The organism is Xinfangfangia pollutisoli (genome assembly GCF_020179405.1).
In the GTDB taxonomy this organism is placed as follows: domain Bacteria; phylum Pseudomonadota; class Alphaproteobacteria; order Rhodobacterales; family Rhodobacteraceae; genus Pseudogemmobacter; species Pseudogemmobacter pollutisoli.
This window is the reverse complement of the sequence record NZ_JAICBZ010000031.1, coordinates 1-25,349: the sequence shown is the minus strand read 5'-3', so window position 1 is coordinate 25,349 and position 25,349 is coordinate 1. Positions and strand designations below refer to the sequence as shown.

Sequence of the window (25,349 nt, the reverse complement as noted above, 5' to 3'; positions counted from 1 at the left end):
CAACCCGCGCTTACTTCTGCGGATCGTACCAGCTTGCCAGCCCATCCTGCAGCCGCTTCGCCGCATCTTCCGGCGTCTCGGTGCCCTTGATCACATTGGCGCTGGCATTCCAGGTCTCGTTTTCCAGGTTCGGCGTGCCGCGCGACAGGATCTGATAGGTCGACCGGATCGTCGGCTGGCATGTCTCGCGCCAGGACACGAATTCCTGCGCCAGCGGGTCTTCCATCGCCACCGGGGTGGAATTCAGGCTGAAGAACCCCGGCAGGGCATTGGCGTAAAGCTTGGCGAATTCGGCCGAGCCGACCCATTCCAGAAACACCTTCGCCGCTTCGGCATTGGGCGAGGCCGCATTCATGCCGATCGCGATATCGGTATGGTCCGAGATATAGCAGGTATCGCCCTCGGCCTGAACGGGCGGCGCGAAGGCCCCCATCTTGAAGCCCGCCTGGCTGTTGAAGCCCGCGATTTCCCAGGATCCGGCCGGATAGATCGCGGCGCGGCCCAGGGTGAACAGGTTCTGGCTGTCGGGATAGGTCTGCGCCTCGAACCCGTCGCCCAGATAATCCTTCCACTTCGCTAGTTCGCGATAGGGCGCGACCCAGGGCTCGTCGGTCAGCTTCTGGGTGCCCGCGATCAACGCCAACCGGCCCTCTTCGCCCTTCCAGTAATTCGGCCCGATGTTCTGATAGCCCATCGTCGCCGCTTCCCATTGGTCATTGGTGCCCGTGGCCATGGGGATATACGTGCCGTCTTCCTTGATCTTGTCCAAAGCGGCGTAGAATTCGGCGTTCGTCTTGGGCGGGGTCAGGCCCAGCTCGGCAAAGGCATCGGCATTGTAGATGAAGCCGTGGATCACCGAGGCCATCGGCACGCAGAACGTGGCCTTGCCGTCATCGGTCTGCCAGGCCGATTTCGCGACGGGCGAGAAATTCGCCATCGCCGCCAGATCGGTCAGATCGGCCAGATAGCCCTTGGTGTACAGGTCCAGCGAGGCATCGAAGGGCCGGCAGGTGATCAGATCGCCGGCAGACCCCGCCTCAAGCTTGGAATTCAGCGAGGCATTGTATTCGGTCGGCGCCGAGGGGGCGAAAACCACGGTGATGTCGGGGTGCTGGGCGTTGAAGGCCGGGATCAGCACATCCTGCCAGATCGTCAGGTCGTCATTGCGCCAGCTTTCGATCGTCAGCGTGGTCTCGGCCAGGACCGGACCCGCCAGAACCGTGCTGGCCAGCAGCATCGTGCGGAAAGACTTGGTCATCTCGTTCTCCCTGTTGCTCGGGCCTTGGCGGCCCATTGCTTCGCTTTCGTCACAACAGCGGCGCCAGATGGCCTGCCGTCCGCTGCAAATCCGCCGCGGCCTCGTCGGCCGATCGCCCCCGGGCCACCAGAACCGCCGGCTTCACCGCCCCGCCGGTCGCGGCCAAAGCGGCTCTGACATGGCCCAAATCGGCCCCCGACAGCAGCGCCACCATCCGCTCGGCCCGGCCGCGCAGCTTGGCATTGTCGGCCACCAGATTGACCATAAACCCGTCATGCACATGGCCAAGCCCGATGCCCAGCAGCACCGAAATCAGGTTCAGCGCCGCTTTCTGCGCCGTGGCCGCGCCCAGCCGGGTCGATCCGGCCACGATTTCCGCCCCGGTCGCAAGCACCACCGCAACATCGCTGCCCGCCAGCAGGGCAGATCCCGGCACATTGGCGATCCCCACCACCCGCACGCCCGCCGTGCGCGCCAGACGCGCCACTTCCAGCGTATAGGGCGTGGTGCCCGAGGCCGAGATGCAGATCACCGCATCGCCTGCCCGCAACCCCGAGCGGGCAAAATCGGCCGCGGCAAGCTGCGGATCGTCCTCGACCGCGCCGCGCATGTGCAAAAGCGCCTCGGCCCCGCCGGCAAACAGAACCGGCGTGCGCGCCGGCGCGATGCCGAAGGTGCCGGCCAGTTCCAGACAATCGGCCAGCGCCATCAGCCCGGACGACCCGGCCCCGGCATAGGCCAGGCGGCCGCCCCCGGCCAGCGCCGCCAGGGCCAGATCCGCCGCCGCCTCGATCGCGGGAAGGGCCGGCCCGACCGCGGCCAGCGCATCGGCCTGCGCCGCCAGAAGCCGCGCCAATGCCTCGGCTGCCGGAATCCGGTGCAACCCGTCCGATGACGGATGGCGCGCTTCGGTCGAGCCTTCGGCCATGTGATTCCCCCTGATTCTGTGATAATGCCAAAACAATACCACCTGTAAAGTCTCTTGTAGGAAACCGCGATTTGGCGCTAGATTTTGGCACATACGGCAATACCAGTTTGGATTTGGTATTATCATGGTATCATCAAAACCCTGCTCAGGAGGCCATATGACGCGCGTGTCCGGCAAGGGGTCCCGACGGTGAGCCTGCCGTTTCAGCCTGGCGCCTTTGACGACCCCGGCGCGGGGCCGCTGTATCTGCAGTTGCAGCGGCGCCTGGCCGAGGCGATTGCCACCGCAAAGCTTGCCCCCGGCGACAGCCTGCCGCCGGAACGCGATCTGGCGGCGATGACCGGCCTGTCGCGGGTGACGGTGCGCAAGGCGATTCAGGAACTGGTGGCGGCGGGGCAGCTGGTGCAGCGCCGCGGATCGGGCACCTTCGTGGCGCCGCGGGTCGAGCGGCTGGAACAGGCGCTGTCGGTGCTGACCAGTTTCACCGAAGACATGGCGCGGCGCGGGCGGGCGGTGGATTCGATCTGGCTGTCGCGCCGGATCGACGCGCCGGCCCCCGAGGAAAGCATGGCGCTGGGGCTGGGGCCGGGCGCCAGGGTCGCGCGGCTGGAACGGGTGCGGCGGTCGGATGGCACACCCCTGGCCATCGAACGCGCCGCGCTGCCGCTGAGCGCGCTGCCCGACCCGGATGAGGTGGAAAACAGTCTCTATACTGCCCTGGAACGCCGCGGCTGCCGGCCGGTGCGCGCGGTGCAGCGCATCTCTGCCGCCAATCTGTCGCCCCGCGATGCCGAGTTGCTGTCAGTGCCACCCGGGGCTGCCGGGCTGAAGATCGAACGGATCGGCTATCTGCCCGACGGGCGCGTCGTCGAATATACAAGGTCGCTTTATCGCGGCGATGCCTATGACTTCGCCGTCGAACTGAAACTTGATCCCGAAGGAGGTGCTGCATGAGATCGCACATGGCCCGCGAAGTGGCCGAGATCCCAGAAGCGGCCGCGCGCTTTCTGCGCGACAGCCGGGTCGAGGTGGAGAAAGCGGCTCTAACCCTGCAGAAAGTCGATCCGCGCCTGTTCGTGACGGTGGCGCGCGGCTCGTCGGATCATGCGGCGACCTATTTGAAATATGCCACCGAACTGCTGGCCGGCCTGCCCGTCGCCTCGGTCGGGCCATCGATCGCCTCGATCTATCACCGGCCGCTGCATCTGGACCGGGCCGCCTGCATCGGCATTTCCCAATCCGGCCGCAGCCCGGACATCGTTGAAATGATGCGCGCGGCGGCGGCGGGGGGCGCGGCCACCGTGGCGATCACCAATTTCGAGACCAGCCCGATGGCCGAGGCATCGGCCCATTGCCTGCCGCTGCGGGCGGGGGTTGAGCAAAGCGTCGCCGCGACGAAAACCTTCGTCACCTCGGCCCTGGCCGGGTTGGCGCTTCTGGCAGAGTTTCAGCAGGATCAGAGACTGAAACAGGCGCTGCGCGCGCTGCCCGAGGCGCTGGATAGGGCGCTGGCGCTGGACTGGTCGCCGCTGGCCGATCGGCTGGCGCGGGGCAGCCAGGCCTATGTGTTGGGGCGCGGGCCGGCCTTTGCGATTGCCAGCGAGGCCGCGCTGAAGCTGAAAGAGGTTTGCGGCCTGCACGCCGAGGCCTATTCGGCGGCCGAAGTCCTGCATGGCCCTGCTGCCATCGTGCAGGCGCAGTTTCCGGTTCTGGCGCTGGGTGTGGCCGACGAAGCCCTGCCGCAACTGGTTGCCACGGCCGAACGCCTGGCCGATCAGGGGGCCGATGTCTTTCTGACCGGCGCGCCGGCCGCGGGGGCAACCACCCTGCCCTCGATCCCGGGCCTGCACCCACTGGTCGCCCCGCTGGTTCTGGTCACCGGCTTTTACCAATTTGCCGAGCAATTGTCGCGGCGGCGCGGCTTCGACCCCGATCTGCCGCCACATCTGCGCAAGGTCACGGAGACGCTGTGATGTCTGTCACCTATTCGGGCCCTGCCCTGTTCGACGGCAGCCGGTTGCACAGCGCGGGCACGCTGACGGTTGCCGACGGAAAAATCACGGATTCCGCCGGTACAGAGACTGTTTTTCTGGAAGGCGGCTACCTTCTGCCCGGCCTTCTGGACCTGCAGGTCAATGGCGGCGGCGGCCATATGATCGGCGGGGCGACCGGCCCGGCCGATCTGGACCGCTTCTGCGACACGCATGCGAGGCTGGGCGCCACGGCCGTTCTGCCGACGCTGATCACCGATACCGATGCCGCCAACGCGTCGCTGATCGACGCCGGGGCGCGCTGCCGGCATCCGGGCTTTCTGGGCCTGCATCTGGAAGGGCCGCATCTTGACCCGCGCCGCAAGGGCGCCCACGATCCGGCGCTGATCCGGCCGATGGGCGAGGCCGAGCTTATGCGGCTCTGTGAAGGCCGAAAACGCCTGCCGGCCCTGCTGACCACCGTCGCGCCCGAGGCGGTGACGCCCGAGCAGATCGCCCGCCTGACCGCCGCCGGGGTGATCGTGGTTCTGGGCCATACCGATTGCAGCCATGACGTGGCGCGCGCCGCTTTTGCCGCCGGCGCGAAGGGCGTGACGCATCTTTACAATGCGATGAGCCAGCTTGGCCATCGCGAGCCGGGCCTGGCCGGGGCGGCAATGACCTCGGGCCTGCACTGCGGGTTGATCGCCGATGGCCATCACGTCCACCCCACGGCGATGCGGGTGGCGATGGCCGCCAATCCCGAAGGGCTTTATCTGGTGACCGATGCAATGGCGCCGGCGGGCACGGATCTGACCGAATTCACCCTGGGCGGGCGGCGGATCCTGCGGCGGGGCGGGCGGCTGACGCTGGCCGATGGCACGCTGGCCGGGGCGGATCTGACCCTGCCGCAGGCCATCGCCATGATGGTCACGCAGGTCGGCGCGCCGGTGGAAACCGCCTTTGCCATGGCGACGGCGCGGCCCGCGGCGCTGATCGGTCGGGGCGATCTGGGCCATCTCCGCCCGGGCGCCCGGGCGGATTTCGTGCATCTTGGGCCGGATTTCAGCCTGCGCGGCGTGTGGCGCGCGGGCGAAAGGCTGGTCTGACGATCCGTTCGGCCGATCAGTTCGGCGTCGTCGTCGACGGCGCGGTGGCCTGGGCGCGGCGGGCCATTTCCTGGCGGTACAGCGCCATGAAATCCACCTGATCCACGTTCAGCGGCGGGAAGCCGCCGTCGCGGGTCACGTCCGAGATGATGCGGCGGATGAAGGGGAACAGCAGCCGCGGGCATTCGATCAGCAGGAACGGATGCAGCTGCGCCTCGGGCAGGCCATCGATCAGGAAGGTGCCGCCATATTCCAGTTCCAGCAGGAACAGCGGCTCGCCATTCACCTTGTTCTTCGAGGTGACCTTGAACTTGATCAGCACGTCATACTGATGCTCGGCCTGGCGCTTGCGCGCATCCAGGCTGACCGCGACTTCGACATCGGGCTGCACGTCGCCGCTGGCCAGGCCCTTCTGGGCGACGATGTTCTCGAAGCTCAGATCGCGCACATATTGCGCCAGAACCTGCATGCGCACCTGTTGTTGCGGGGCGGCTGCCGGGGCCGGGGCGCCGTTTCCGGTTGCGGATTCATCCGTCATTGAAACCTCCTCGTCGGCCGCGCGGGCCGGAATGACCTGCACGGTGCTAGCAGGAAGGCCCCGCGGTCTCAATGCCGAAAGCCTGGGCCAAAAGCCAGGGCGGAAAGCCTGACCCGCGCCCTGCCGTGTCAGGGCTGGTCACGGGTCCAGCCCGAGCCGTGCCGCGGCCCGCCCGGGCTTCCATCAAGACGGCGGGCGGTCTCGGGCGGGACTTCCTGCCATTCGCCGTCGATCACATCCGAGCGGCGCATCGGCGCGGCGCGCACCACCACCGCGCGGGCCAGCGCCGCGCGCGCCAGACCGCGCTGCACCTGCGGGATCAGCAGCAGAAGACCCAGCGCATCGGTCAGGAAGCCCGGCAGGACCAGCAGGCCCCCGGCCAGCAGGCCGAAGATCCCGCCCGCCAGCTGCCCGGCCGGATCGCCGCTGCGGATCTGGCGCAGCCCGTCCTGCAAGCCGACCGCGCTGCGCGCCGCCGAAACCCGCATCACCGCCATGCCCAGACCGGCGCTCAGCAGCACCCAGGCCAGCGTGGCCCAGACGCCGATCGCGCCGCCGATCCAGACGAACAGCGCGATTTCCACCAGCGGCCAGGCCAGAAGCCCAAGAAGAAGCCACATTTCACCACTCCGTCATGTCGCAGGCCCCGGCCCAAGGTTTACTTGGACCCGCCCCGACCCTACATAGGATCGAACCTGCCCGGTCCCAAGCCGGGCCAGCCCCTTTTGCCGGAGCCTTGCCCCGTGAACTCGTCGTTGATCCAGCTTCTCGTCCTTGCAGGGATTGCGGTCTTCCTGATCCTCAAGCTGCGTTCGGTTCTTGGCACGCGCGACGGGTTCGAAAAACCGCCGATCCCTCTGGAAGACGTGCGTCCCCAGGTCAAGCGCGATTTCGAAGTGATCGAGGGCGGGCCGGACCGCGACATCATCGACCATGTGCCTGACGGTTCGTCCTCGGCCAAGGCGCTGGCGGCGATGAAGCTGGTCGAGCCGGCCTTTGCGGTGACGCCCTTCCTGGCCGGCGCGCGGCAGGCCTATGAGATGATCCTGATGGCCTTCGAACGCGGCGATATCGACCCGGTCCGCGCCTTCCTGTCGGACGAGGTCGAGGCAAGCTTTACCGAAGTGATCGAACAGCGCGCCAAAGACGGCCTGTCGGTCGAGGCGAATTTCGTCGGTCTCAAGGAAATGGTGCTGGAAGAGGCAACCTTCGACCGGGGCTCGGGCTTTGCCGAGATCACCGTGCGCTTCGTGGGCGAGCTGACCCAGGTCGTGCGCGACAAGGCCGGCGAGGTGGTCGAGGGCGACACGAAATCGGTCAAGCGCCAGCGCGACGTCTGGACCTTCGCCCGCCGCATGGGGGTGGACGATCCGAACTGGCAGCTTGTGGCCACCGGCGACTGAGCCCTTGCCATGGCCGCGCTGTTCCGCAGCCTCTGTCTTCTTCTCGCGCTGACAGGGGCGGGCATGGCACAGGCGCAGGTCGTCGAATTCGAATCGCTGGCCGGCTGGCGCGAAGATGGCCAGGCCTCGGCGCTGCGGGCGTTTCTGGACACATGCGACCGGATCGGGCCGGAAGACTGGGCGCCCCTATGCGCGCTGGCCGCCGATGTGCCGCCCGATGACGGCTCCGCCCGGGCGTTTTTCGAACTGTTCTTCAAGCCGGTGGTGATCGGCACGCCGCCGGCGCTGTTCACCGGCTATTACGAACCGGAACTGGACGGCTCGCCGGTGCGCACCCCGCGCTATGCCTGGCCGATCTATCGCCGCCCGCCGGAACTGCCGGATGGCGCGGTCTGGCATTCGCGGGCCACGATCGAAAGCGGCATCCTGCGCGGGCGCGGGCTGGAGATCGCCTGGCTGGACGATCCGGTCGAGGTGTTCTTCCTGCAGATCCAGGGCTCGGGCCGGATCCGCATGACCGACGGGCGGGTGATCCGGGTCGGCTATGCCGGCAAGAACGGCCACCCCTATCGCTCGGTCGGGCAGGAACTGGTGCGGCGCGGCATCATGTCGGCGCATCAGGTGTCGGCCGGGGCGATCCGCGCCTGGGTCAGGGCGCATCCCGGTGCCGGGGATGATCTGCTGAACACCAACCCTTCTTACGTCTTCTTCCGCAAGCTGGGCAATCTGCCGGCGGAAAAGGGCCCGATCGGGGCGATGGGCCGGTCGATCACCCCGCTGCGGTCTTTGGCGGTGGATCCGAAATTCACCCCTCTGGGCGCGCCGGTCTGGATCGAGAAAGAGGGCCGCGCGCCGCTGAACCGGCTGATGGTGGCGCAGGATACCGGCGGCGCGATCAAAGGGGCACAGCGGGCGGATATTTTCTATGGCTTCGGCGATGCGGCGGGCCAGGCGGCCGGCGATGTGAAGGATGGCGGGCGCATGGTCGTGCTGCTGCCGATCGACCGCGCCTATGCGCTGGCTTCGGGCGGATAGGCCCGATGCGCCGTCGCCGCCTGCGCCCAGACGAGGCCGAGCTGTGGTCCTCGGTCGCCCGGTCGATCCGGCCGATGCACAACCCGCATCTGCCGTTGCCCGACCCGGGCGCCACCCCTGCCCCGCCGCTGCCCGACCCGCCGAAACAGCCGGCCCAAAGCCGCATTCCGCCGTTCCGCCTGGGCGAGAAACCCGCACCCCAGCCCCCTGCCCCGGTGCCGGATCTGCTGCGGATGGATGCCAGGACCCATGCCAAGATGACCCGTGGCAAGCTGGCGCCCGAGGCGCGGATCGACCTGCACGGCATGACCCTGGCCGAGGCGCATCCCCAGCTGATCGGCTTTCTGCTGAACGCCCAGTCTGCCGGGATGCGGCTGGTGCTGGTGATCACCGGCAAGGGCAAGGCCGTGCATGATCCGGTGCCGCGTCCGATTGGCGCATTGCGCCATCAGGTGCCGCATTGGCTGCGCCTGGCGCCGCTGTCGGCGGTGGTGCAGCAGGTCAGCGAAGCGCATCTGAAACATGGCGGTGCCGGCGCGCTTTATGTCTATCTGCGCCGCCGCTAGCGGCCTTAATCGGGCGTCGCCAGCTTTTCGACCGGCGCCAGGATGATGCCCGTGGCATTGCGCAGCGTCAGCACCACGCCCGGCAGCAGGCCGACCCGCGCCGCCGCCTCGGCCCGGAAGGCCGCGTCGATATTGGCGATGCCGCCCAGAAGCTGGATCAGGGCCGGCGAATTGCCGACATTGAAATGCCCGCCGCCCACATCGAAGGCCGCGGTATCCAGGTAGGTGACCGGCAGATCCGAGATCCGCGCCAGGGTTTTCAGATTGCCCAGCCGGTCGGGCGCCCCCGACAGTTTGGACGAGATGTTCAGCACCGAATCCCGGGTGCTGCCGAAAATCAGGAAAGGTTGCGGCAGCTTGCCGATGGCGCGGGCCTGCGACCGGAACAGGTCGACATCCAGATCGGGCGACAGAAGCACCACGCCGCCCAGATGCGAAATCACCCGGCGATCATTCGACAGAAAGATCTGCCGCAGCGATTCCATCGTCAGCGCGCCGCCCATGGAATGCGCGACGATGATGATCCGGTTGGCGCCGGCATTGGCGACCTGGTTCAGCAACTCCTCCAGCCCGTCCCGCCCGACCAGCGCGGAATCGCGGTCATAGACATAGGCCAGCGGAGAGCCGCGGCTGGGCCAGGCGTAATGCACCGCCACGCCAGGCACTTTCAGATCATTGTGCATCTGGGCGACGCGATAGACGCTTTCCGCCATGGTGTTGTTGAATCCATGCACATAGACGACGACATCGCGCTGGCCGCGGCTTTTCATGCTTGCGCGCAGCGCGCCACGGAAGGCCGCCGCATCGGGAAAGACAGTCTCGTCATAGGTCAGGAAATCGTGGTCCGGATCGGCGCGGCGCGGGTTCTTCGGCCAGGCCACTTCGCCGGTCTTGCGCTCGGGCGGCACACGCACGTCGATGCGCAGGAAGGTGGGGGCATCGGCCCGCTCATAGCCAAAGGTCTTGGCCCCGCCCTTGCCCTTTCGGGTCGTGGCGACGAACACCACCTCGCGCGCGCCGCTGGCCGCCGCGGCCTGGGCCTTTTCGGGCGGCAGCTGCGACAGATCGACAAACTCGCCGCGCGGCGAGCAGGCAAGAAGAAGGCTCAGGAAGGCGGCAAGAAGGATGCGATGCATGCGCGCAGCTTGCGGGGACGCCGCGCCGGGTCAAGGGGGGTTGAAGCCTTTCGACGGCACGTTTTTGCCGTGACGCACACGGCGCGGTCACATATGTCAAAGGGACACAGCGGGAGGATGCGATGACCCACAGGCTTTCCGGTCAGACGGCCCTGATCACCGGCGGGGCCGGCGGCATCGGCCTGGCCACGATCCGCGCCCTGACCGATCTGGGCGCCCAGGTCACTTTCACCGCGCGCAGCGCCGAAAGCCTGGCCTCGGCCCGGGCGGCATTGGACGGGGCGGGCCATGGGGTGATCTGCGACATCACCGATCGCGCGCGCCTGGCCCAGATCACCGCACCGGGCTTTGACATCCTGATCAACAACGCGGCCACCATCGCGCCCGCCGGACGGATGCTTGATCTCGACATCGCGGCGTTTTCCGCAAGCATAGAGACGAATCTGGTCGCCCAGTTCGATGCGATCCGCCTGTGCCTGCCGGCCATGCTGGCCCGGGGGCGCGGGACGGTGATCAATGTCTCGTCCGGCGCGGCACGGCGGGCGAAGGAAGGCTGGGCGGCCTATTGCACCGGCAAGGCGGGGCTGGCCATGCTGACGCAATGCCTGCATCTGGAATATGGCGCCCAGGGCATCCGGGCCTTCGGCCTGGCGCCGGGCGTGGTGGATACCGCGATGCAGGCGGCGATCCGCGCCTCGGGGATCAACGAAGTCTCGCTTTTGCCGCGCAGCGCGCTGGCCCCGGCCGCGCAGCCCGCCCGGATGCTGGCCTGGCTTTGCACGCCCGAAGCCGATTCGCGGCTGGGGCAAGAGCTGGATATCCGCGAGCCGGGTCTGCGCGCGGCGGCCGGGCTTCCGCCCTTGGCCTAGGCCGAAGGCGCCGCTAGCATGCCGCGACCAACCGAAGGATAGCCGAATGAAATTCCTGCGCTACGGCGACCCGGGGCATGAACGGCCCGGGCTTCTGCATGACGATGGCACGATCCGCGATCTGTCCTCGCATATTCCCGATCTGGCCGGCGCGGTTCTGACCCGGCTGGACAGCCTGCCCAACCCCGACAGCCTGCCGGTGGTCGAGGGCACGCCGCGGCTGGGGCCCTGCGTGGCGGGGACGGGGAAATTCATCTGCATCGGCTTGAACTACGCCGACCACGCCGCAGAATCCGGCATGGCGGTGCCGCCCGAGCCGGTGATCTTCATGAAGGCGACCAGCGCGATCTGCGGCCCGGACGACCCGATCCTGATCCCGCGCGGCAGCCTGAAGACCGATTGGGAGGTGGAGCTGGCCGTCGTGATCGGCAAGCCCGCGAAATATGTGACCGAGGCCGAGGCCCCGGCCCATATCGCCGGCTATTGCGTGGTCAATGACGTCTCGGAACGCGCCTTCCAGCAGGAACGCGCGGGCCAATGGACCAAGGGCAAAAGCTGCGACAATTTCGGCCAGACCGGCCCCTGGCTGGTCACCCCCGACGAGGTGGCCGATCCGCAGGACCTGGCGATGTGGCTGAAGGTCAACGGCAAGGTGATGCAGGACGGCTCGACCAAGACCATGGTCTACGGGGTCAATTTCCTGATCTCCTACCTGTCGCAATTCTTTACCCTGCATCCCGGCGACATCATCTCGACCGGCACGCCGCCCGGCGTCGGCATGGGGCAGAAACCGCCGCGCTATCTGAAGGCGGGCGATGTGGTGGAACTGGGGATCGAAGGGCTGGGGCGGCAGAAACAGGTCTGCGTGCAGGATTAGAGCCTGTTCAGGCCGCGGTCGGCGGGGTTTCGGCCGCGGCGCCTTGTGGGATGGGGCGGAAGGTCAGCATCACCAGGGTCGCCACCAGGCCCAGGCCAAGGCTGGTGAAATACATGCCGGCATAGCCGCCGGTGCGATCGAAGATCCAGCCGCCAAGAACCGGACCCGTCGCCATGCCCAGCCCGCCGGCCATGCTGGTTGCGCCGATGATCGTGCCCATCATCCGCAGCGGAAAATTCTCGCGCACCAGAACAGCGTATAGCGGCATGGTTCCGGCGTAGATGAAGCCGAACAGCGCCGCGACAGCGTAGAAATCATAAAGGCCGCCGGCAAAGACATAAAGCATCGCCGCCAGCGCCTGTGCCAGCAGCCCGGACACCAGCACGCGCTTGGCACCGAACCTGTCGCCCAGCAGTCCAAAGCCCAGCCGCCCGGCCATGCCCGCAATCCCCTCGACCGAATAGATCGACACGGCGGCGATGGTCGACAGGCCGCACAGTTCGGCATAGCTGACCGTGTGGAAGATCGGGCCGCTATGGGTGGCGCAACAGAAGAAATTCGCCGCCACCAGCACCAGGAAGGGCGCGGAAACCACAACTTGCCGCAGGCTGCGCGGATCGTGGAGGCCGGGGCCAGACAGGCTCTGTTCCGGCTGAATCACCTGCGGCGGGCGGCGCAGAAGCAGGGCCGCGGGCAGGGTCAGGATCGCCACGATCCCCGCCAGAAGCAACAGAACCTCGCGCCAGTCCTGTCGCCCGATCAGCCAGGCCACCAGCGGCGACATGGTGACCGGCGCCAGCCCCATCCCCGCCGAAACCAACGAGACGGCAAGCGCCGTCTGCCGGCTGAACCAGCCTGTTACCGTCGCCATCATCGGCGCAATGAAGGCCGCAACCGTCGCCCCGCCCAGCCCCCCGAAGGCCAGCTGGAACTGCAGCAGGCTTTGCGCCCGGGACGCAAGCACCAGGGCCAGGGTGAACAGACCCGCCCCCAGCAGCACAACCGGCCTTGCGCCGAACCTGTCCGAGGCCGCCCCCCACAGCATCGCGCAAAGCGCCATGGCCAGAAAGGCGACGGTCATCGCCCCGGAAATGCCGGTGCGCGACCAGCCCGTATCGGCCACCATCGGGTTCAGCAGGACCGGCAGGGCGAACAGCGCGCCCATGGCCACGCAGCCGATCAGGCCCCCCGCCGCGACGACGACCCAGCGATAGGAAGGATCCTGCATCTGCGCCCCGCTTGTCCGAGTCGATATGCTTTGATATCAAAGCACCATGCAACCGACAAGAATTTCGCTTGGCGACGTGCAGCGCGTGCGCGATCAGTGCCTTTGCCTGGCCAGCCAACGCGCCGCCCGGGCGCTGGCGCGGCGCTTTGATGCGGTGTTCCGGCCGCTGGGCCTGACGTCCGGCCAGTTCTCGATGCTGATGGCGCTGTCGGGGCAATGGCAGCCCAGCCTTGCCCAGCTTGCGGCCTTTCTGGCGATGGATCAGGCCACGGTCACGGCCGCGATCCGCCGCCTTGACCGCGCAGGGCTGGTCACGCTGTCCGGCGATCCGCGGGATGGCCGCATCCGTCGCCCCGCCCTGACCGAGCCGGGCCATGCGCTTCTGGCAAAGGCGCTGCCGCTCTGGCAGGCAGAACATGACCGCCTGCCGCCCAGTCCCGGGCTTTCGGCGGCGCTGGCAGCCCTGACCGCGCCCGGTGAAACCGCGTTTCCGCCAGAATAGAGCCGCTTTTCGCAGCCCTCACGCCAGGGCGCTACAGCACATAGCGCGAGATATCGGCCGAGCGGGCCAGCGCGCCCACATTCTTTTCGACGAAGGCCTCGTCCACCACCACCGTCTCGCCCGAGCGGTCGGGGGCGGTGAAGGACAGTTCCTCGAAGACCCGCTCCATCACCGTGTACAGCCGGCGCGCGCCGATATTCTCGACGCTGCGATTCACCTCGGCGGCGATGCGGGCAATCGCGGCGATGCCGGCTTCGGTGAAGCTGACGGCCAGGTCTTCCGTCGCCATCAGGCCGGCATATTGCCGGGTCAGCGCATTGTCGGTTTCGGTCAGGATGCGCACGAAATCGCCCTCGCCCAGCGCCTCCAGTTCCACCCGGATCGGCAGGCGGCCCTGCAATTCGGGCAGAAGATCCGAGGGTTTGGCGATGTGGAAGGCACCGCTTGCGATGAACAGGATATGGTCGGTCTTCACCGGGCCGTATTTCGTTGAAACGGTGGTGCCTTCGATCAGCGGCAGCAGGTCGCGCTGCACGCCTTCGCGGCTGACATCGGCGCCGCGCGCATCGGCCCGGGCGCAGATCTTGTCGATCTCGTCGAGAAAGACGATGCCATTCTCTTGCACCGCCGCCAGCGCCGCCGCCCGCACCGCCTCGTCATCCAGAAGCTTGTCGGCCTCTTGCCCAAGCAGCACGTCATAGCTTTGCGCCACGGTCATCCGCCGGCGCTGGCCGCGCCCGCCAAAGGCCTTGAACAGATCCTGCAGACCCTGCATCTGCATCTCCATGCCCGGCGCGCCGCCCATCATCATCGGGATCTGCGGCCCGGCATCCTGGACCTCGATCTCGATCATGGTCTCGTCCAGCTCGCCCCGCTTCAGCTTGCCCCGGAACATGTCGCGCGTGCCGTCGCGGGCGTCCTTGCCGGCCAGCGCCTCGATCACCCGGTCTTCGGCCGCGCGCCGCGCCTTTTCGCGCACCTCTTCGCGCATCCGCGCCCGCGTTTCGGCCAGGCCCACATCCACCAGATCGCGGATGATGCTGTCGACATCGCGGCCGACATAGCCGACTTCGGTGAATTTCGTCGCCTCGACCTTCAGGAAGGGCGCCTTGGCCAGCCGCGCCAGCCGCCGGCTGATCTCGGTCTTGCCCACGCCGGTCGGCCCGATCATCAGGATGTTCTTCGGATAGACCTCGTCGCGCAGGTCATCGCCCAGCCGCTTGCGGCGCCAGCGGTTGCGCAGGGCCACCGCGACGGCGCGTTTCGCCTCGGCCTGGCCGATGATGAAGCGGTCCAGTTCGCTTACGATCTCGCGGGGGGTCAGGTCGGTCATGCAGATCTCCGTTCACAAGCCGGTTCGTGGCCGGAACCCTTGCCCGAACCGGCGGTTGTCTCTTCATATCCATCCAAGGAGAGACAGCCATGTCCACCCCCGAAGAGCTGAAGGAAAAATTCTGGAAAGCGGTCAAGTCGGACCGCACGATGATGCTGGGCCTTGCCCATGTCGATGACGCGCATACCCGCCCGATGACGGCGATGCTGGATGACGCCGGCCAGGACGGGCCCGCCCATGGTCCGATCTGGTTCTTCTCGTCGGTCGATACCGACATCGTGCGCGCGGTGACGGCCGACAGCCGCGCCGTCGCCACCTTTGCCGACAAGGGCCATGGCCTGTTTGCCTGCGTTCATGGCCGGCTGGTGCGCGACGATGACCGCGCGGTGATCGAGCGGCTGTGGAACCCCTTCATCGCCGCCTGGTATGAAGGCGGCAAGACCGACCCCAAGCTGGCGCTGCTGCGCTTTGACGCCGAAGAGGCCCAGATCTGGCATGACGGCTCCAGCCTGCTTGCCGGGGTGAAGATGCTGCTGGGGATCGACCCCAAGCAAAGCTACCGCGATCATGTCGCCTCGGTCCGCCTGACCTGAGCCCAAATCCGCCAAATCCGGGTGCCGCCCTTTCACCAGGGCGGCAGCCTGCCCTTGCCGGGAAAGGCCGGAAGGGCGCGCATCAGCCCGGCGCGCAGCTGCACCCACCAGGTGCCAAGCCCGGTGATCAGCGCGCCCAGGATCAAGAGGATCGCGATCCACTGGCTGCCATCGCCCTCGCCCACCACGGCCGAGATCACCAGCGCGATATAGGCGATGGCCGCGGTCAGGAAAGACCGCCGGTCGATCACCAGCGCCAGAAGCGCGATGATCAGCAGCGCCACCGACAAGGCAACCAGCCCGCCGCCGCCATCCCTGCCGGACAGGATGGTCATCGCCACGGTGTTCACCAGCGCCGGCGCGGCCAGCATATGGCACCAGAAGGCGGTGGCGGCATAGCGGCCCAGCCGGTGCGGATCGCGCAGGTCGAACCACATGCCGGCCAGAAAGGCGCCGATCCCGAAGATCAGGGTCGCGGTGGCGAAGACCGGGCTTTCGCGCAGGTCGAACAGCCCGTCCAGCCCGTTCATCCCCATGAACAGATCGCCCAGCCGCGCGGTCGATGCGGTGATCGCATAGACCAGCCCCAGCACGAAAAGCCCGGTCAGGAAGGCCGCGAAGGGCAGCTTGAAGCGGCGATACCACAGCACCATCCCCGCCGCGGGCAGCGCGAAGGACAGGGTGGCCGCCGTCCGCTCGTCCATGCCGGTCCGGCCCATCAGGGTGATGGCAAAGATCAGCAGCCCCGCCCCATAGGCCGAGGCCAGCACCATCGAGGGCAGGGTCATCCGCCGCTTCAGGGTAAAGTAATGCGCCCACCAGAAGGCCACCGCGGCGCAGATCAGCGGCACGGCGACCAGGATGGTGAAGCCGCCGAACCAGGTCAGCAGCCCGACCACGCCCGACAGAAGGATCACCAGGCCGATCGAGATGAAGATCTCGGAAAAGCCGCGGAAGAATTCGAAAGGCTCGTCTTCGGCGGGCATGGCGGCCCGCTGGCCGGCGCGCGCCTCGATCAGGGTCTTCAACGAGGCCGCCTGCGCCTCGGTCACGATCCCCGCCGCCACCGCCGCGCGCAAATCCTCTGGCTTCATCCGATTGTCCGCCTTTTCATTCTGGACCAAATCCTTTGGCGGGTCCGGCGGCGGCGCGCGCCCCGGGCCCTGCCCCATGCGCTATCTGCGGATCGTCTCGACCGTCAGATTTCCGTTGGTGTACACGCAGATATCGGCGGCAATCGCCATGGCGCGCCGGGCGATCTCTTCGGCCGGCAGGTCGCCCGCCATCAGCCCGCGCGCCGCCGCCAGCGCGTAATTCCCGCCCGAGCCGATCGCGGCCACGTCATGCTCGGGCTCCAGCACGTCGCCTGCGCCGGTGATCACGAACAGATCGGCGCCGTCGGTCACGATCAGCATGGCTTCCAGATTGCGCAGATACTTGTCCATCCGCCAGTCCTTGGCCAGATCGACACAGGCGCGCGCCAATTGCCCGGGCGCGGCTTCCAGCTTCTTCTCCAGCCGTTCCAGCAGGGTGAAGGCGTCCGCGGTGCTGCCGGCGAAGCCGCACACCACGTCGCGGCCTCCGGGGCTGAGCCTGCGCACCTTGCGCGCCGTGCCCTTGATCACCGTCTGGCCCAGGCTGACCTGCCCGTCGCCCGCGACCACCACCTCGCCCCCCCGACGCACCGCCAGGATCGTCGTGCCGTGCCAGCCGGGGAATTTGTCTTCCGCCATCCGCGCCTCCGCTTTGCCCCTATATGGCCGCTGGGGCGGCAAAGGAAAAGGGCGGCCCCGCGGGACCGCCCCTCTGTCCTTCCTGACCTCGACCGTGACCCGACCGGGTCAGATCGCCGAGGTGATCCAGTTCGCCAGCGCCGCCTTGGGCGCCGCGCCGATCTTGTTCGAGACGACTTCGCCATCCTTGAACAGGAACAGCGCCGGAATCCCGCGCACACCCAGCATGGCCGGGCTGTCGGGGTTCTCGTCGACATTCACTTTCACGATCTTGACCTTGCCCTTGTATTCGGCGGCCAGTTCTTCAAGCGCCGGGCCGATCTGCCGGCACGGGCCGCACCATTCGGCCCAGAAATCGACCACGACCGGGATGTCCGATTTGCGGACTTCCGCGTCGAACGTGGCGTCGGTGACGGCAACGGTGGCTTCGCCCATGGCGGCTCTCCTGAGGGAATATGTCGGGGAAAGAAGGTAAGGATGCCCCCCCGGCACGTCAAGGGATAGCGGATCTGGCCAGGGCCCCCCTCACGATCTCGGGATCGACCCGCATCAGCTGCGGGCCCCGGGTCCAGAGGATCGCCGTCTCGATCCGCCGACCCGGATAGATCTCGGCCAGCACATGCGCATAGGCGCCCAGCTGGCGCAGATAGGCTTCGGGAATGGCCTCGGGCCCGGCGGGCAGGCTGGCATTCGACTTGAAGTCGATCACGGTGACCAGATCCTCGGTCACCACCAGCCGATCCGCCGCCCCCACCAGACGCGCGCCCTGCCAGGGCCCGGCCAGCGGCACTTCGGCATAGGAACCGGGGCCGAAGATCCAGGCCAGATCGGGCGCATCCAGGATCGCCGCGGCCTCGGCCAACAGGCCTGCATCCGCACCCAGGGGGCCCGCCAGCGCCGGGCGGTCCGGCGGCGCGACGCCGGCCAGATGTTCCAGGAGCGCATGCAGCACGGTGCCCCGGGCCAGACGGTCTTCTTCCGGGTCAAAGGCCGGGTCCGGCGCGGTCAGACCGCCGAGAACCAGCTTCTCGCCGCCCAGGCCCGACGGACCGATCTCGACCACAGGTGCCGGGGCCGCGCCCGGCGCCGCCAGGGCCCAGCCCGGCAAGGCCCGCGCCTCGGCCCGTGCCACTGCCGCCTCGGCCCCGGCGGGATCGGGCCAGGTGCCGAACTGATAGCGCAAGCCCCCGCCCGGCAACGGCGCCGTGGGCAGGCCCGCCATCGCCGCCGCGACGATCCCGTGCCAGGACCCTTCCGAACACTCGCCCGCCCCGGCCACGATCAGCCAGCATTTCGCCCGTGTCAGTGCCACATACAGAAGCCGCAGGTTTTCCGCCTCGCGCGCCGCCTGACGCCCGGCCTTGGCGGCGGCCAGCGCCGGCGGGTTTTCCTCCGCCCGGCCCGACCAGGCCACCGCGCCCTCCAGCGGGATCAGCCGGTCCTGTTCGGTCAGCTTGCGATCCTGGGTTTCCGGCAGGATCACCACCGGCGCCTCAAGCCCTTTCGAGCCATGCACCGTCATCACCCGGATCATCGCGCCGGCGCCCTCGGCCTGGCGCTTGGCCTCGACATCGCCCGCTTCCATCCAGACCAGAAATCCGGTCAGGCTGGGCACTTCGGCGCGTTCATAGGCCAGGGCCTGCGACAGCAATTCGTCGATCGCATCCGCCGCCTCTTCGCCCAGCCGCCCCAACAGCCGCGCCCGCCCGCCATGGCGGGTCAGAAGCCGGTCGATCAGCTCGTAAGGGCGCAGGAATTCGGCCCGGTCGCGCAGATCGTGCAGCAGGGCCAGCGTCGGCGCATCGCCGGTCTCGCGCAGGCGTTCCCACAGATAGCCCGGCCGGCCCTGCGCCAGGGTGAACAACTGCCCCTCGCTCAACCCGCACAGGGGCGAGCGCAGAACCGTCGCCAGCGCCAGATCGTCTTCGGGCGTGTTCAGGAAATGCAGCAGCGCCAGGATGTCGCGCACCGCCAGTTCCTCGGCCAGCTTCAGCCGATCGGCCCCGGCCACGGCCAGACCGCGCGCCTTGCAGGCCCGGATGATCTCGTGGAACAGCTCTTTCCGGCGCTGCACCAGGATCAGCACATCGCCCGCCCGCATCCGCCGCGGCCCGCCCCGATCAGGGATCATCGCGCCTTCGGCCAGCCGGTCGGCGATCCATTCCGCGACCTGCCGGGCCAGAACCACCGGCGCATCCTCATCCGAGGGCAGATCCACCGGGTCGAACCAATTGCCCGGCTCGGGCTTTTCGGCCTTGGGCACCGGCGGCCACAGATCCACCCGTCCGGGCAGCATCTCGTTGAAGGCGCGGTGTTCGAATGTGCCGCCCAGCGCCTGGGCGCGGTCGCCCGGAAAGGCCCGGTCGACCAGCTGCAGGATCGCCTCGGACGAGCGGAAGGAATAGACCAGCGGCCGTTCCGTCAGAGCCGCATCGGCCCCGGCGAACCGCGCCTTGAAATCACCCTTCACCCGGTCAAAGCCGGCAACATCGGCGCCCTGGAAGGAATAGATCGACTGTTTCTTGTCGCCCACCACGAACAGCGACCGCGGCACCCGGCGCGCGCCTTCGCCGGCGGTGAATTCCGCCGTCAGCGCTTCGATGATGCGCCATTGCGCCGGGCTGGTATCCTGCGCCTCGTCGACCAGAACATGGTCGATGGCGCCATCCAGCCGGTACAGAACCCAGGGCGCGACGGAAGGATCGGTCAGAAGTGCTGTGGCGCGCAGGATCAGATCGTCGAAATCCAGCCAGCCGCGGGCGGATTTGGCGGCTTCGTAACGGGTCAGGAAGGCCTCGGCAAAGGCATGCAGCCGCGCCGATTGCCGCAGCGCAGCCAAGGCCAGCCGGCGCGGCCGGGCGCTTTCCACCCGCTGCATCAGCGCATTCAGCTGATCCAGCATCGTGCCCAGCGCGGCCCGCGTGTCCTTGTTCGGGAAAGAGCCTATCTTGGCGGAAAACGGCTGCTTCGCCGCCTTTCCGGTCAGCAGCAGGCCTTCCAGCATCTCGCTCAGCGCCGGGCCGGGCACATAGGGCGCCAGCGCCGCCAGCCTGGCCGCCGTCTTGGCCTCGGACTCGCTGCCTTTCTGCATCGCGGCGACCAATGCCGACAGGATCGTCGCCTCGCCGCCCAGATAGACCTCGGCCTCAAGCGCCGCCTCATTCAGATCGGGCGACAGGCCGAAGGTCGCCGCCAGCGCCTCGGGCTTGGGTGCCCGGGCCAGGGCCGCGCGATTGCCGACGATCTGGGCGATGAAGCCTTCGGTTTCTTCCCCCACATCGGGCAGCACGGCGCGCAGAAGCGGCGCCTCAGCACCTTCGGCCATGGCATCGAAGATTTCGGCCCGCAGCAGCGCGGCCGAGCGGTCGTCAATCTCGGTAAAGGCGGGCGAGACGCCGGCCTCCAGCGGAAAGCGGCGCAACAGGCTGGCGCAGAAGGAATGGATGGTCTGGATGCGAATGCCGCCCGGCGCCTCGATCGCGCGGGCAAACAGCTGACGCGCCCGGGCCAGCCGGTCGGGCGCCAAGGCCGCGGCCTCGTCCAGATCGGTCAGATTCGTCACCAACTCGGCCTCAGGCGCCATCGCCCAGGCGCCCAGCCGCTTGAACAGCCGGTTCTGCATCTCGGCCGCGGCGGCCTTGGTATAGGTCAGGCAGAGGATGTTCTGCGGATCGACCCCGCGCAGCAAAAGCCGCGCCACCCGGTCGGTCAGCACCTTGGTCTTGCCCGAACCGGCATTGGCCACCAGCCAGACATTCTGGCCCGGATCGGCGGCGGCGTTCTGGTGCTGGGTGGCAAGCGTCGTCATCCAACATCCTCCGGCGCGGGCGTGGCCGTCATGTCCCATTCGCCGAAGCGGGCAAGATCGTCATAATCGCCGCCGTCGCGCTGGCCGAACACCGCCCGGCGCGAGACATAGCCGCGCGCCGGATCGCGCCAGGCCAGGATCAGCGCGGTCAGTTCCTGGCGGATCAGGTCAATATCCTCGGGCCCCAGCAGCCGCGCCTCGACCTTCAAGCCCGGCTTCAGCCCGACATATTGGGTCTGAACCCGCGAAATGCCCTCGATCCCCGGGAAAGCGCCCAGCGCCGCCATCAGCGCGGCCAGGTCCAGCTGCTTGGCGAAATGCTTCTGCTGGTCTTTCGAGGGCGGCGTGCCGGTCTTGTAATCGACGATGCGGATCGCGCCATCGGCCAGCAGGTCGATCCGGTCGGGCTTGCCGACCAGAGTGAAGCCCAGATCGGGCAGGGTCACCTCGAACTGGCGTTCCAGCACGGCCGGGCTTCCGCCCTCGGCCAGCAGCATTTCGGCAAAGGGCAGGGCGATCTGCGCCATCCGCGCCTGCCAGACCGCACGCATGCCGGGCCAGGGCACATCCTGCGCCAGAACCTCGGCGGTGATCCGCAGCAAGGCCTCGGCCGCCTGGGCGGGATCCGGCGGCAGGCCCTGGCGCAGCAAGGTTTCCGGCACGCGATGCAGCACCTCGCCGCGCAGGCGGGCATCGGCCAGGGCGCGCAACGGCGGCAGCGGGCGCAGGCGCAGCACATGGGCGGCATAGATCGCATAGGGATCGCGGATCAGCCGTTCGATCGCGGTCAGCGCCAGACGCTGCGGGCGCAGCGCCAGCGGCGGACGCGGGGCAGGGCGCGGGGCGGCGGGCAGGGGGGCGGGGGTTTCCACCTGTGCGGCCAGCGCCAGAAGCGCATCGCCGCGCGCCTTCATCGCCGCCAGCGCCTGCGGCCCGCCGGTCGCGGCCAGACCAGACAGCAGATTGGTCAGCCGGTTCAGCCAACGCGAGGCCACGGTTTCCGCCTCGGCATCGCGGGAGGCCCGCGACAGCACCACTTCGGGGGCGGCGGCGGCAATCTGGAAGTCATGCGCCGACAGGCCGATGCGCCGTTCGGGCAGCAACAGACCCGATTCCGCCCGCATCTTGCGGTTCAGCCAGGGGTCGGGCGCGGGTCGCGCGGGCCAGATGCCTTCGTTCAGCCCGGCCAGAATGACCAGATCGGCGCCCTGGATCCGCGCCTCTTGCGGGCCCAGGATCTGCAGCCGCGGGTCGCGGCCCAGACTGTCGCGCACGGCGCGGCGGGCGATCACCGCCTCGGCCAGGGCGGCGTAATCGGCGGGGGACAGGGCAAAGCCCTCGGGCGACTCGCGCGCGAGGTCTTCCATCGCCGCCAGCGCCTCGGCCCCGGCCTGCTTTTCCCACAGCCCGCCCGACCCCCCAGTCTCGCCCCCCGCCAAGGCTTCGGCCAGGGCGCGGTGATGGGCGGCCAGATCGGCCAGCGGCGCCGGGGCGGCCGCGGCGATCCCGTCCAGCAGGCCGGCCAGCGATAGGCCCCAGGGCGCGGCATCGCGCGCCGCGGCCCAGGCGGTCAGGAAACCGGCATCCGGGAAGGCCGGACCCTTGCGGCGCAGATGCAACTCCAGCTCGCGCGACAGCAGCAGATGCTGGCCCCGGTCGCCGCCGGAAAAGGCAAGCGGGTGTTTCAGCAGCGCCAGCAGTTCATCCACCGCCAGCCGCCGGCCCAGCCCGCGGCCGATCAGGCACAGAAGCCGGCCCGGCGGCGCATGTTGCAGCGGAATCCCGGCCGAATCGTCGGGCAGGATGCCCCAGCGGTCCAGCGCGGCGGTGACCCGGCGGGTCAATTCGCGGTCGGGGGTCAGCAGCGCGGCACTTTGGCCCTGCTCCAGCGCCTGGCGCAGGCGCAGGGCGATGGCCAGCGCCTCTTGCCGCGGGCCCGGCGCCTCGATCAGCGTAATCCGCCCGGTGGCCTGGGCCAGATCGGGCAGAGATGGCCCTTCGGCAATCCATTGATCGGTGACCGGGGCAGGGCGCAAAGCCAGCGAGATCAGCCGGTTACGCGCCGGGTCGGGCGGGGGCGCGCCCCAGTCGCGCACGGCGCTACGGTCAAGCCCCAGCGTGTCCAGCAGCCGGCGATAGCGATATTGCGGATGATCCTCATGGGTCAGCGCATCCTCCATCCCGGCCCAGACCGTCTCGGGCTGGTCCAGATCGAAGCCCGGCAGCAGCAGCGCGCCCTGGGGCAGATGCGCCACCGCCCGCATCAGCAGCGCCGTCGTCCCGCGCGACCCGGTCGAACCCGCCACGATCACCGGCCCCTGCGGCGGCGCGGCCTGCCAGCGTGCGATCAGCGCCTCGGTCGCGGCGCGCAGCAGCGCCTCGGCATCGGGCGCGGCACTGGGGCCGAAAAATCGCGCCACCAGACCGACAAAGCCCTGCACCCGCGCCCAATGTGCCGCATGCTGGGCCACGTCCAGACCGATCACCCGCTCGGGCGGCACCGCCTCGGCGCGCATCTCATCCATCAGCCCGGCCAGGCTGTCGGCCAGGTCAAACAGAGCCGAACGTGGCGCCAAACCGGGTTCGGCGCGCAGCAGCCGTTCGACCAGCACCGCCAGTTCCAGCCGGCGGCCCAGCGGCGAGACGGGCAGCGCGGTGCCCGACAGCAGGGGATCGGAGCCCAGTTCGGTGACCAGACGCAGCCGAGGCAGGATCGTCGCCCCCGTCTCGGTCAGGCAATCGCGCAGACGGCGGCGCAGGCGCTGGGTGTTCAGAAAGACCGTGACCCCGGCCATGGCCTCGGGCGGCTGACCCGAAAGGCGCTGGCGCAGGCCGGCCGCCAGGCTGGCCGGCAGGTCGGCGCCGGGGGCAAGCGCGAACAGCCGGGGGCCGGGTTCGGGAAAGAGGACCGGACCGATCATGGCGCGCCGGCCAGCAGGGCTTTGGCGGCGGCCAGGCCTTCGGGGCTGCCGACATCGCACCATTTGCCCGGATAGGTCAACGCATGGGCGCGGCCTTCGGCGATCATCCGGTCCCACAGAAGGTTCAGCGAGAAGGCACGGTCCGGAATGTCCGCCAGACCGTCGGGCTTCAGGATCTGCGCGCCCAGATACAGCACGCCGGGCGCGCCCTCGGCCCGGCGGATGCGGCCCTGCTCGTCCAGGGTGAAATCGGCCCTGGCGCCGCGGCCCTTGACCTTTTCCGCCGGCATGGTCAGCAAAAGCGCATCCATCCGGGCCGGATCCCAGGCCTGCGCCAGCAGCGCCAGCGGGTTGGGGCCGGCCCAGACTGCATCGGGGTTAAGGGTCATCACCGGGCCCGGGCCCAAAAGCGGCAGCGCCTGGCGCAATCCACCGCCGGTTTCCAGAATTTCATCCGGCTCGTCGCTGATCGCGATGCCGCTGCCCTGCAGATGGGCGGCGATCTGATCGCCCAGGTAATGAGTGTTCACCACCACCGGCGCCGCCCCGGCCTGCCGGCCCAGCGCAAGCGCGCGATCCAGCAGCGGCACGCCGGCGACGGCGATCAGCGGCTTCGGCCGATGGGCGGTCAGCGCGCCCATCCGCGTGCCGAAACCGGCCGCGAAGATCATCAGCGGGAAGACTGGCTGCCGCATCGCGCCCTCAGATCCTCGATGAAGGCCGGGCCCGGTTCCGGCACCAGCCGCGCGCAGGTGGCGCGCAGATCGGTCAGGGCGGGATGGGCCAGGTTGGCCTGCAATTGCCGCCAGACCCGCGGCAGGTGGATCAGATAGCTGGGCTTGCCATCGCGCAGGCAAAGCCGGGCGAAGATCCCCAGAATGCGCAACGCGCGCAGGGCGCCCAGCGCGGCGAAGGCCGGGGCAAGCGCGCCGGGCGACAGGCCCAGGCCTGCCGAAAACGTCTCTAACGCCGCATTTTGTGCGGCGGGCGAGACATCGCGGCGCGCGTCTTGCAGCAGCGAGACAAGGTCGTAAGCGGGCTGGCCCAGCTGGGCATCCTGGAAATCCAGCAAACCAACCCGGGCCAGACCGCGCCGGTCGGGCAGCCACAACAGGTTGCCGGCGTGGAAATCGCGCAGAAGGATCACGCGGGGGCCGTCGGCATGGGCCTGAAGCGCCGATTGCAGCGCCTTGGCCAGCGGAGCGCCTTCGGCCGGGGCATAGAAATCGGTGACCAGCAGCGCCGATTGCGCCCAGGTTGCGGCCGAAAGATCCTGCAGCCCCGGCGGCGGCGGGGCGGCTTGCAGGGCCAGCAGCGCCGCGGCGGCGGCCTGCATCAGCGCGGGTTCAGCGGCCGGATCGCGGGCGATGACCGTGGTGTACAGATCGTCGCCCAGGTCTTCCAGCAGCACTAACCCGGCTTCGGGATCGGCCTCCAGCACCCGCGGCGGCGACAGGCCCAGGCCGGCCAGATGCGCGGCGATGCGCAGGAAGGCCGCGGTTTCGGCGGCGGCGCCCGGCGCCTGCATCAGCACCGCGCGAT

At 68.6% G+C, this 25,349-nt stretch carries 24 protein-coding genes; 10 read left to right on the top strand and 14 right to left on the bottom strand.

Going from position 1 to position 25,349, the window contains the following annotated elements:
- Window positions 1-10: 10 nt before the first annotated feature.
- A complete protein-coding gene (locus tag K1Y73_RS11020) occupies window positions 11-1,258 on the bottom strand; it encodes an ABC transporter substrate-binding protein (protein ID WP_225028350.1) in 1,248 nt (415 codons plus the stop codon).
- 49 nt (window positions 1,259-1,307) lie between these two features.
- Window positions 1,308-2,186 (bottom strand): N-acetylmuramic acid 6-phosphate etherase, encoded by an 879-nt coding sequence (locus tag K1Y73_RS11015; RefSeq protein ID WP_225028349.1) that lies wholly within the window; start codon window positions 2,184-2,186, stop codon window positions 1,308-1,310.
- A gap of 189 nt (window positions 2,187-2,375) precedes the next feature.
- Between K1Y73_RS11015 and K1Y73_RS11010 the strand changes: the two genes are divergently transcribed.
- From K1Y73_RS11010 to nagA, 3 genes are read left to right on the top strand one after another with little or no spacing between them, the layout of a single operon-like run.
- The gene (locus tag K1Y73_RS11010; RefSeq protein WP_225028348.1) at window positions 2,376-3,140 is read left to right on the top strand and encodes a GntR family transcriptional regulator; all 765 of its coding nucleotides are present in this window, start codon (window positions 2,376-2,378) and stop codon (window positions 3,138-3,140) included.
- The gene (locus K1Y73_RS11005; protein WP_225028347.1) at window positions 3,137-4,159 is read left to right on the top strand and encodes an SIS domain-containing protein; all 1,023 of its coding nucleotides are present in this window, start codon (window positions 3,137-3,139) and stop codon (window positions 4,157-4,159) included. The genes K1Y73_RS11010 and K1Y73_RS11005 overlap by 4 nt, the downstream gene beginning before the upstream one ends.
- A complete protein-coding gene (gene nagA / locus K1Y73_RS11000) occupies window positions 4,159-5,265 on the top strand; it encodes an N-acetylglucosamine-6-phosphate deacetylase (protein WP_225028346.1) in 1,107 nt (368 codons plus the stop codon). The genes K1Y73_RS11005 and nagA overlap by 1 nt, the downstream gene beginning before the upstream one ends.
- Window positions 5,266-5,281: 16 nt before the next feature.
- On the opposite strand, the gene secB is transcribed toward nagA, so the two are convergent.
- Both secB and K1Y73_RS10990 read right to left on the bottom strand, forming a co-directional pair.
- Window positions 5,282-5,803: a protein-export chaperone SecB gene (gene secB / locus K1Y73_RS10995; protein WP_225028345.1), complete on the bottom strand. Its 522-nt coding sequence runs from the start codon at window positions 5,801-5,803 to the stop codon at window positions 5,282-5,284.
- Between the two features lie 128 nt (window positions 5,804-5,931).
- On the bottom strand, window positions 5,932-6,423 hold the full coding sequence (locus K1Y73_RS10990) for an FxsA family protein (RefSeq protein WP_225028344.1): 492 nt from the start codon (window positions 6,421-6,423) through the stop codon (window positions 5,932-5,934).
- Between the two features lie 123 nt (window positions 6,424-6,546).
- Between K1Y73_RS10990 and K1Y73_RS10985 the strand changes: the two genes are divergently transcribed.
- Genes K1Y73_RS10985 through K1Y73_RS10975 form a run of 3 tightly spaced genes read left to right on the top strand, consistent with a single transcriptional unit; the run spans window position 6,547 to window position 8,807 of the window.
- Window positions 6,547-7,206 carry a Tim44/TimA family putative adaptor protein gene (locus K1Y73_RS10985; protein WP_225028343.1) on the top strand — a complete coding sequence of 220 codons (660 nt, stop codon included), beginning with the start codon at window positions 6,547-6,549 and terminating at the stop codon, window positions 7,204-7,206.
- Window positions 7,207-7,215: 9 nt separating this feature from the next.
- On the top strand, window positions 7,216-8,241 hold the full coding sequence (gene mltA, locus K1Y73_RS10980) for a murein transglycosylase A (protein WP_225028342.1): 1,026 nt from the start codon (window positions 7,216-7,218) through the stop codon (window positions 8,239-8,241).
- Between the two features lie 5 nt (window positions 8,242-8,246).
- A complete protein-coding gene (locus K1Y73_RS10975) occupies window positions 8,247-8,807 on the top strand; it encodes a Smr/MutS family protein (protein WP_225028341.1) in 561 nt (186 codons plus the stop codon).
- Between the two features lie 5 nt (window positions 8,808-8,812).
- Here K1Y73_RS10975 and K1Y73_RS10970 read toward each other — a convergent pair whose 3' ends face one another.
- A complete protein-coding gene (locus K1Y73_RS10970; RefSeq protein ID WP_225028340.1) occupies window positions 8,813-9,943 on the bottom strand; it encodes an alpha/beta hydrolase in 1,131 nt (376 codons plus the stop codon).
- Between the two features lie 122 nt (window positions 9,944-10,065).
- Here K1Y73_RS10970 and K1Y73_RS10965 point away from each other — a divergent pair, with 122 nt between their 5' ends.
- Window positions 10,066-10,812 (top strand): SDR family NAD(P)-dependent oxidoreductase, encoded by a 747-nt coding sequence (locus K1Y73_RS10965; protein ID WP_225028339.1) that lies wholly within the window; start codon window positions 10,066-10,068, stop codon window positions 10,810-10,812.
- A 46-nt stretch (window positions 10,813-10,858) separates the two neighbouring features.
- Entirely contained in the window at window positions 10,859-11,689 is an 831-nt protein-coding gene (locus K1Y73_RS10960) for a fumarylacetoacetate hydrolase family protein (RefSeq protein WP_225028338.1), read from the top strand.
- A gap of 7 nt (window positions 11,690-11,696) precedes the next feature.
- Here the strand turns inward: K1Y73_RS10960 and K1Y73_RS10955 are convergent, their stop codons facing one another.
- Window positions 11,697-12,917: an MFS transporter gene (locus K1Y73_RS10955; protein WP_225028337.1), complete on the bottom strand. Its 1,221-nt coding sequence runs from the start codon at window positions 12,915-12,917 to the stop codon at window positions 11,697-11,699.
- A gap of 46 nt (window positions 12,918-12,963) precedes the next feature.
- Here K1Y73_RS10955 and K1Y73_RS10950 point away from each other — a divergent pair, with 46 nt between their 5' ends.
- The gene (locus K1Y73_RS10950) at window positions 12,964-13,419 is read left to right on the top strand and encodes a MarR family winged helix-turn-helix transcriptional regulator (RefSeq protein WP_225028336.1); all 456 of its coding nucleotides are present in this window, start codon (window positions 12,964-12,966) and stop codon (window positions 13,417-13,419) included.
- A gap of 31 nt (window positions 13,420-13,450) precedes the next feature.
- On the opposite strand, the gene hslU is transcribed toward K1Y73_RS10950, so the two are convergent.
- Window positions 13,451-14,752, bottom strand: coding sequence for an ATP-dependent protease ATPase subunit HslU (hslU, locus tag K1Y73_RS10945; protein ID WP_225028335.1), 1,302 nt, complete (start codon window positions 14,750-14,752; stop codon window positions 13,451-13,453).
- An 89-nt stretch (window positions 14,753-14,841) separates the two neighbouring features.
- Here hslU and K1Y73_RS10940 point away from each other — a divergent pair, with 89 nt between their 5' ends.
- Window positions 14,842-15,345: a pyridoxamine 5'-phosphate oxidase family protein gene (locus K1Y73_RS10940; protein ID WP_225028334.1), complete on the top strand. Its 504-nt coding sequence runs from the start codon at window positions 14,842-14,844 to the stop codon at window positions 15,343-15,345.
- Between the two features lie 32 nt (window positions 15,346-15,377).
- Here K1Y73_RS10940 and K1Y73_RS10935 read toward each other — a convergent pair whose 3' ends face one another.
- From K1Y73_RS10935 to K1Y73_RS10905, 7 genes are all read right to left on the bottom strand, one after another.
- The gene (locus tag K1Y73_RS10935) at window positions 15,378-16,439 is read right to left on the bottom strand and encodes a hypothetical protein (protein ID WP_225028333.1); all 1,062 of its coding nucleotides are present in this window, start codon (window positions 16,437-16,439) and stop codon (window positions 15,378-15,380) included.
- 81 nt (window positions 16,440-16,520) lie between these two features.
- Window positions 16,521-17,078 (bottom strand): ATP-dependent protease subunit HslV, encoded by a 558-nt coding sequence (gene hslV / locus K1Y73_RS10930; protein ID WP_225028332.1) that lies wholly within the window; start codon window positions 17,076-17,078, stop codon window positions 16,521-16,523.
- Between the two features lie 108 nt (window positions 17,079-17,186).
- A complete protein-coding gene (gene trxA, locus K1Y73_RS10925; protein WP_225028331.1) occupies window positions 17,187-17,513 on the bottom strand; it encodes a thioredoxin in 327 nt (108 codons plus the stop codon).
- A gap of 58 nt (window positions 17,514-17,571) precedes the next feature.
- Window positions 17,572-20,886: a double-strand break repair helicase AddA gene (gene addA, locus K1Y73_RS10920; RefSeq protein WP_225028330.1), complete on the bottom strand. Its 3,315-nt coding sequence runs from the start codon at window positions 20,884-20,886 to the stop codon at window positions 17,572-17,574.
- The gene (gene addB / locus K1Y73_RS10915; RefSeq protein WP_225028329.1) at window positions 20,883-23,807 is read right to left on the bottom strand and encodes a double-strand break repair protein AddB; all 2,925 of its coding nucleotides are present in this window, start codon (window positions 23,805-23,807) and stop codon (window positions 20,883-20,885) included. Before addB ends, addA begins: the two co-directional genes overlap by 4 nt.
- Window positions 23,804-24,502: a nucleotidyltransferase family protein gene (locus K1Y73_RS10910; RefSeq protein WP_225028328.1), complete on the bottom strand. Its 699-nt coding sequence runs from the start codon at window positions 24,500-24,502 to the stop codon at window positions 23,804-23,806. The genes addB and K1Y73_RS10910 overlap by 4 nt, the downstream gene beginning before the upstream one ends.
- A partial coding sequence (locus tag K1Y73_RS10905) for an aminoglycoside phosphotransferase family protein (RefSeq protein ID WP_225028327.1) occupies window positions 24,478-25,349 on the bottom strand: 872 nt, incomplete at its 5' end. The genes K1Y73_RS10910 and K1Y73_RS10905, both read right to left, overlap by 25 nt.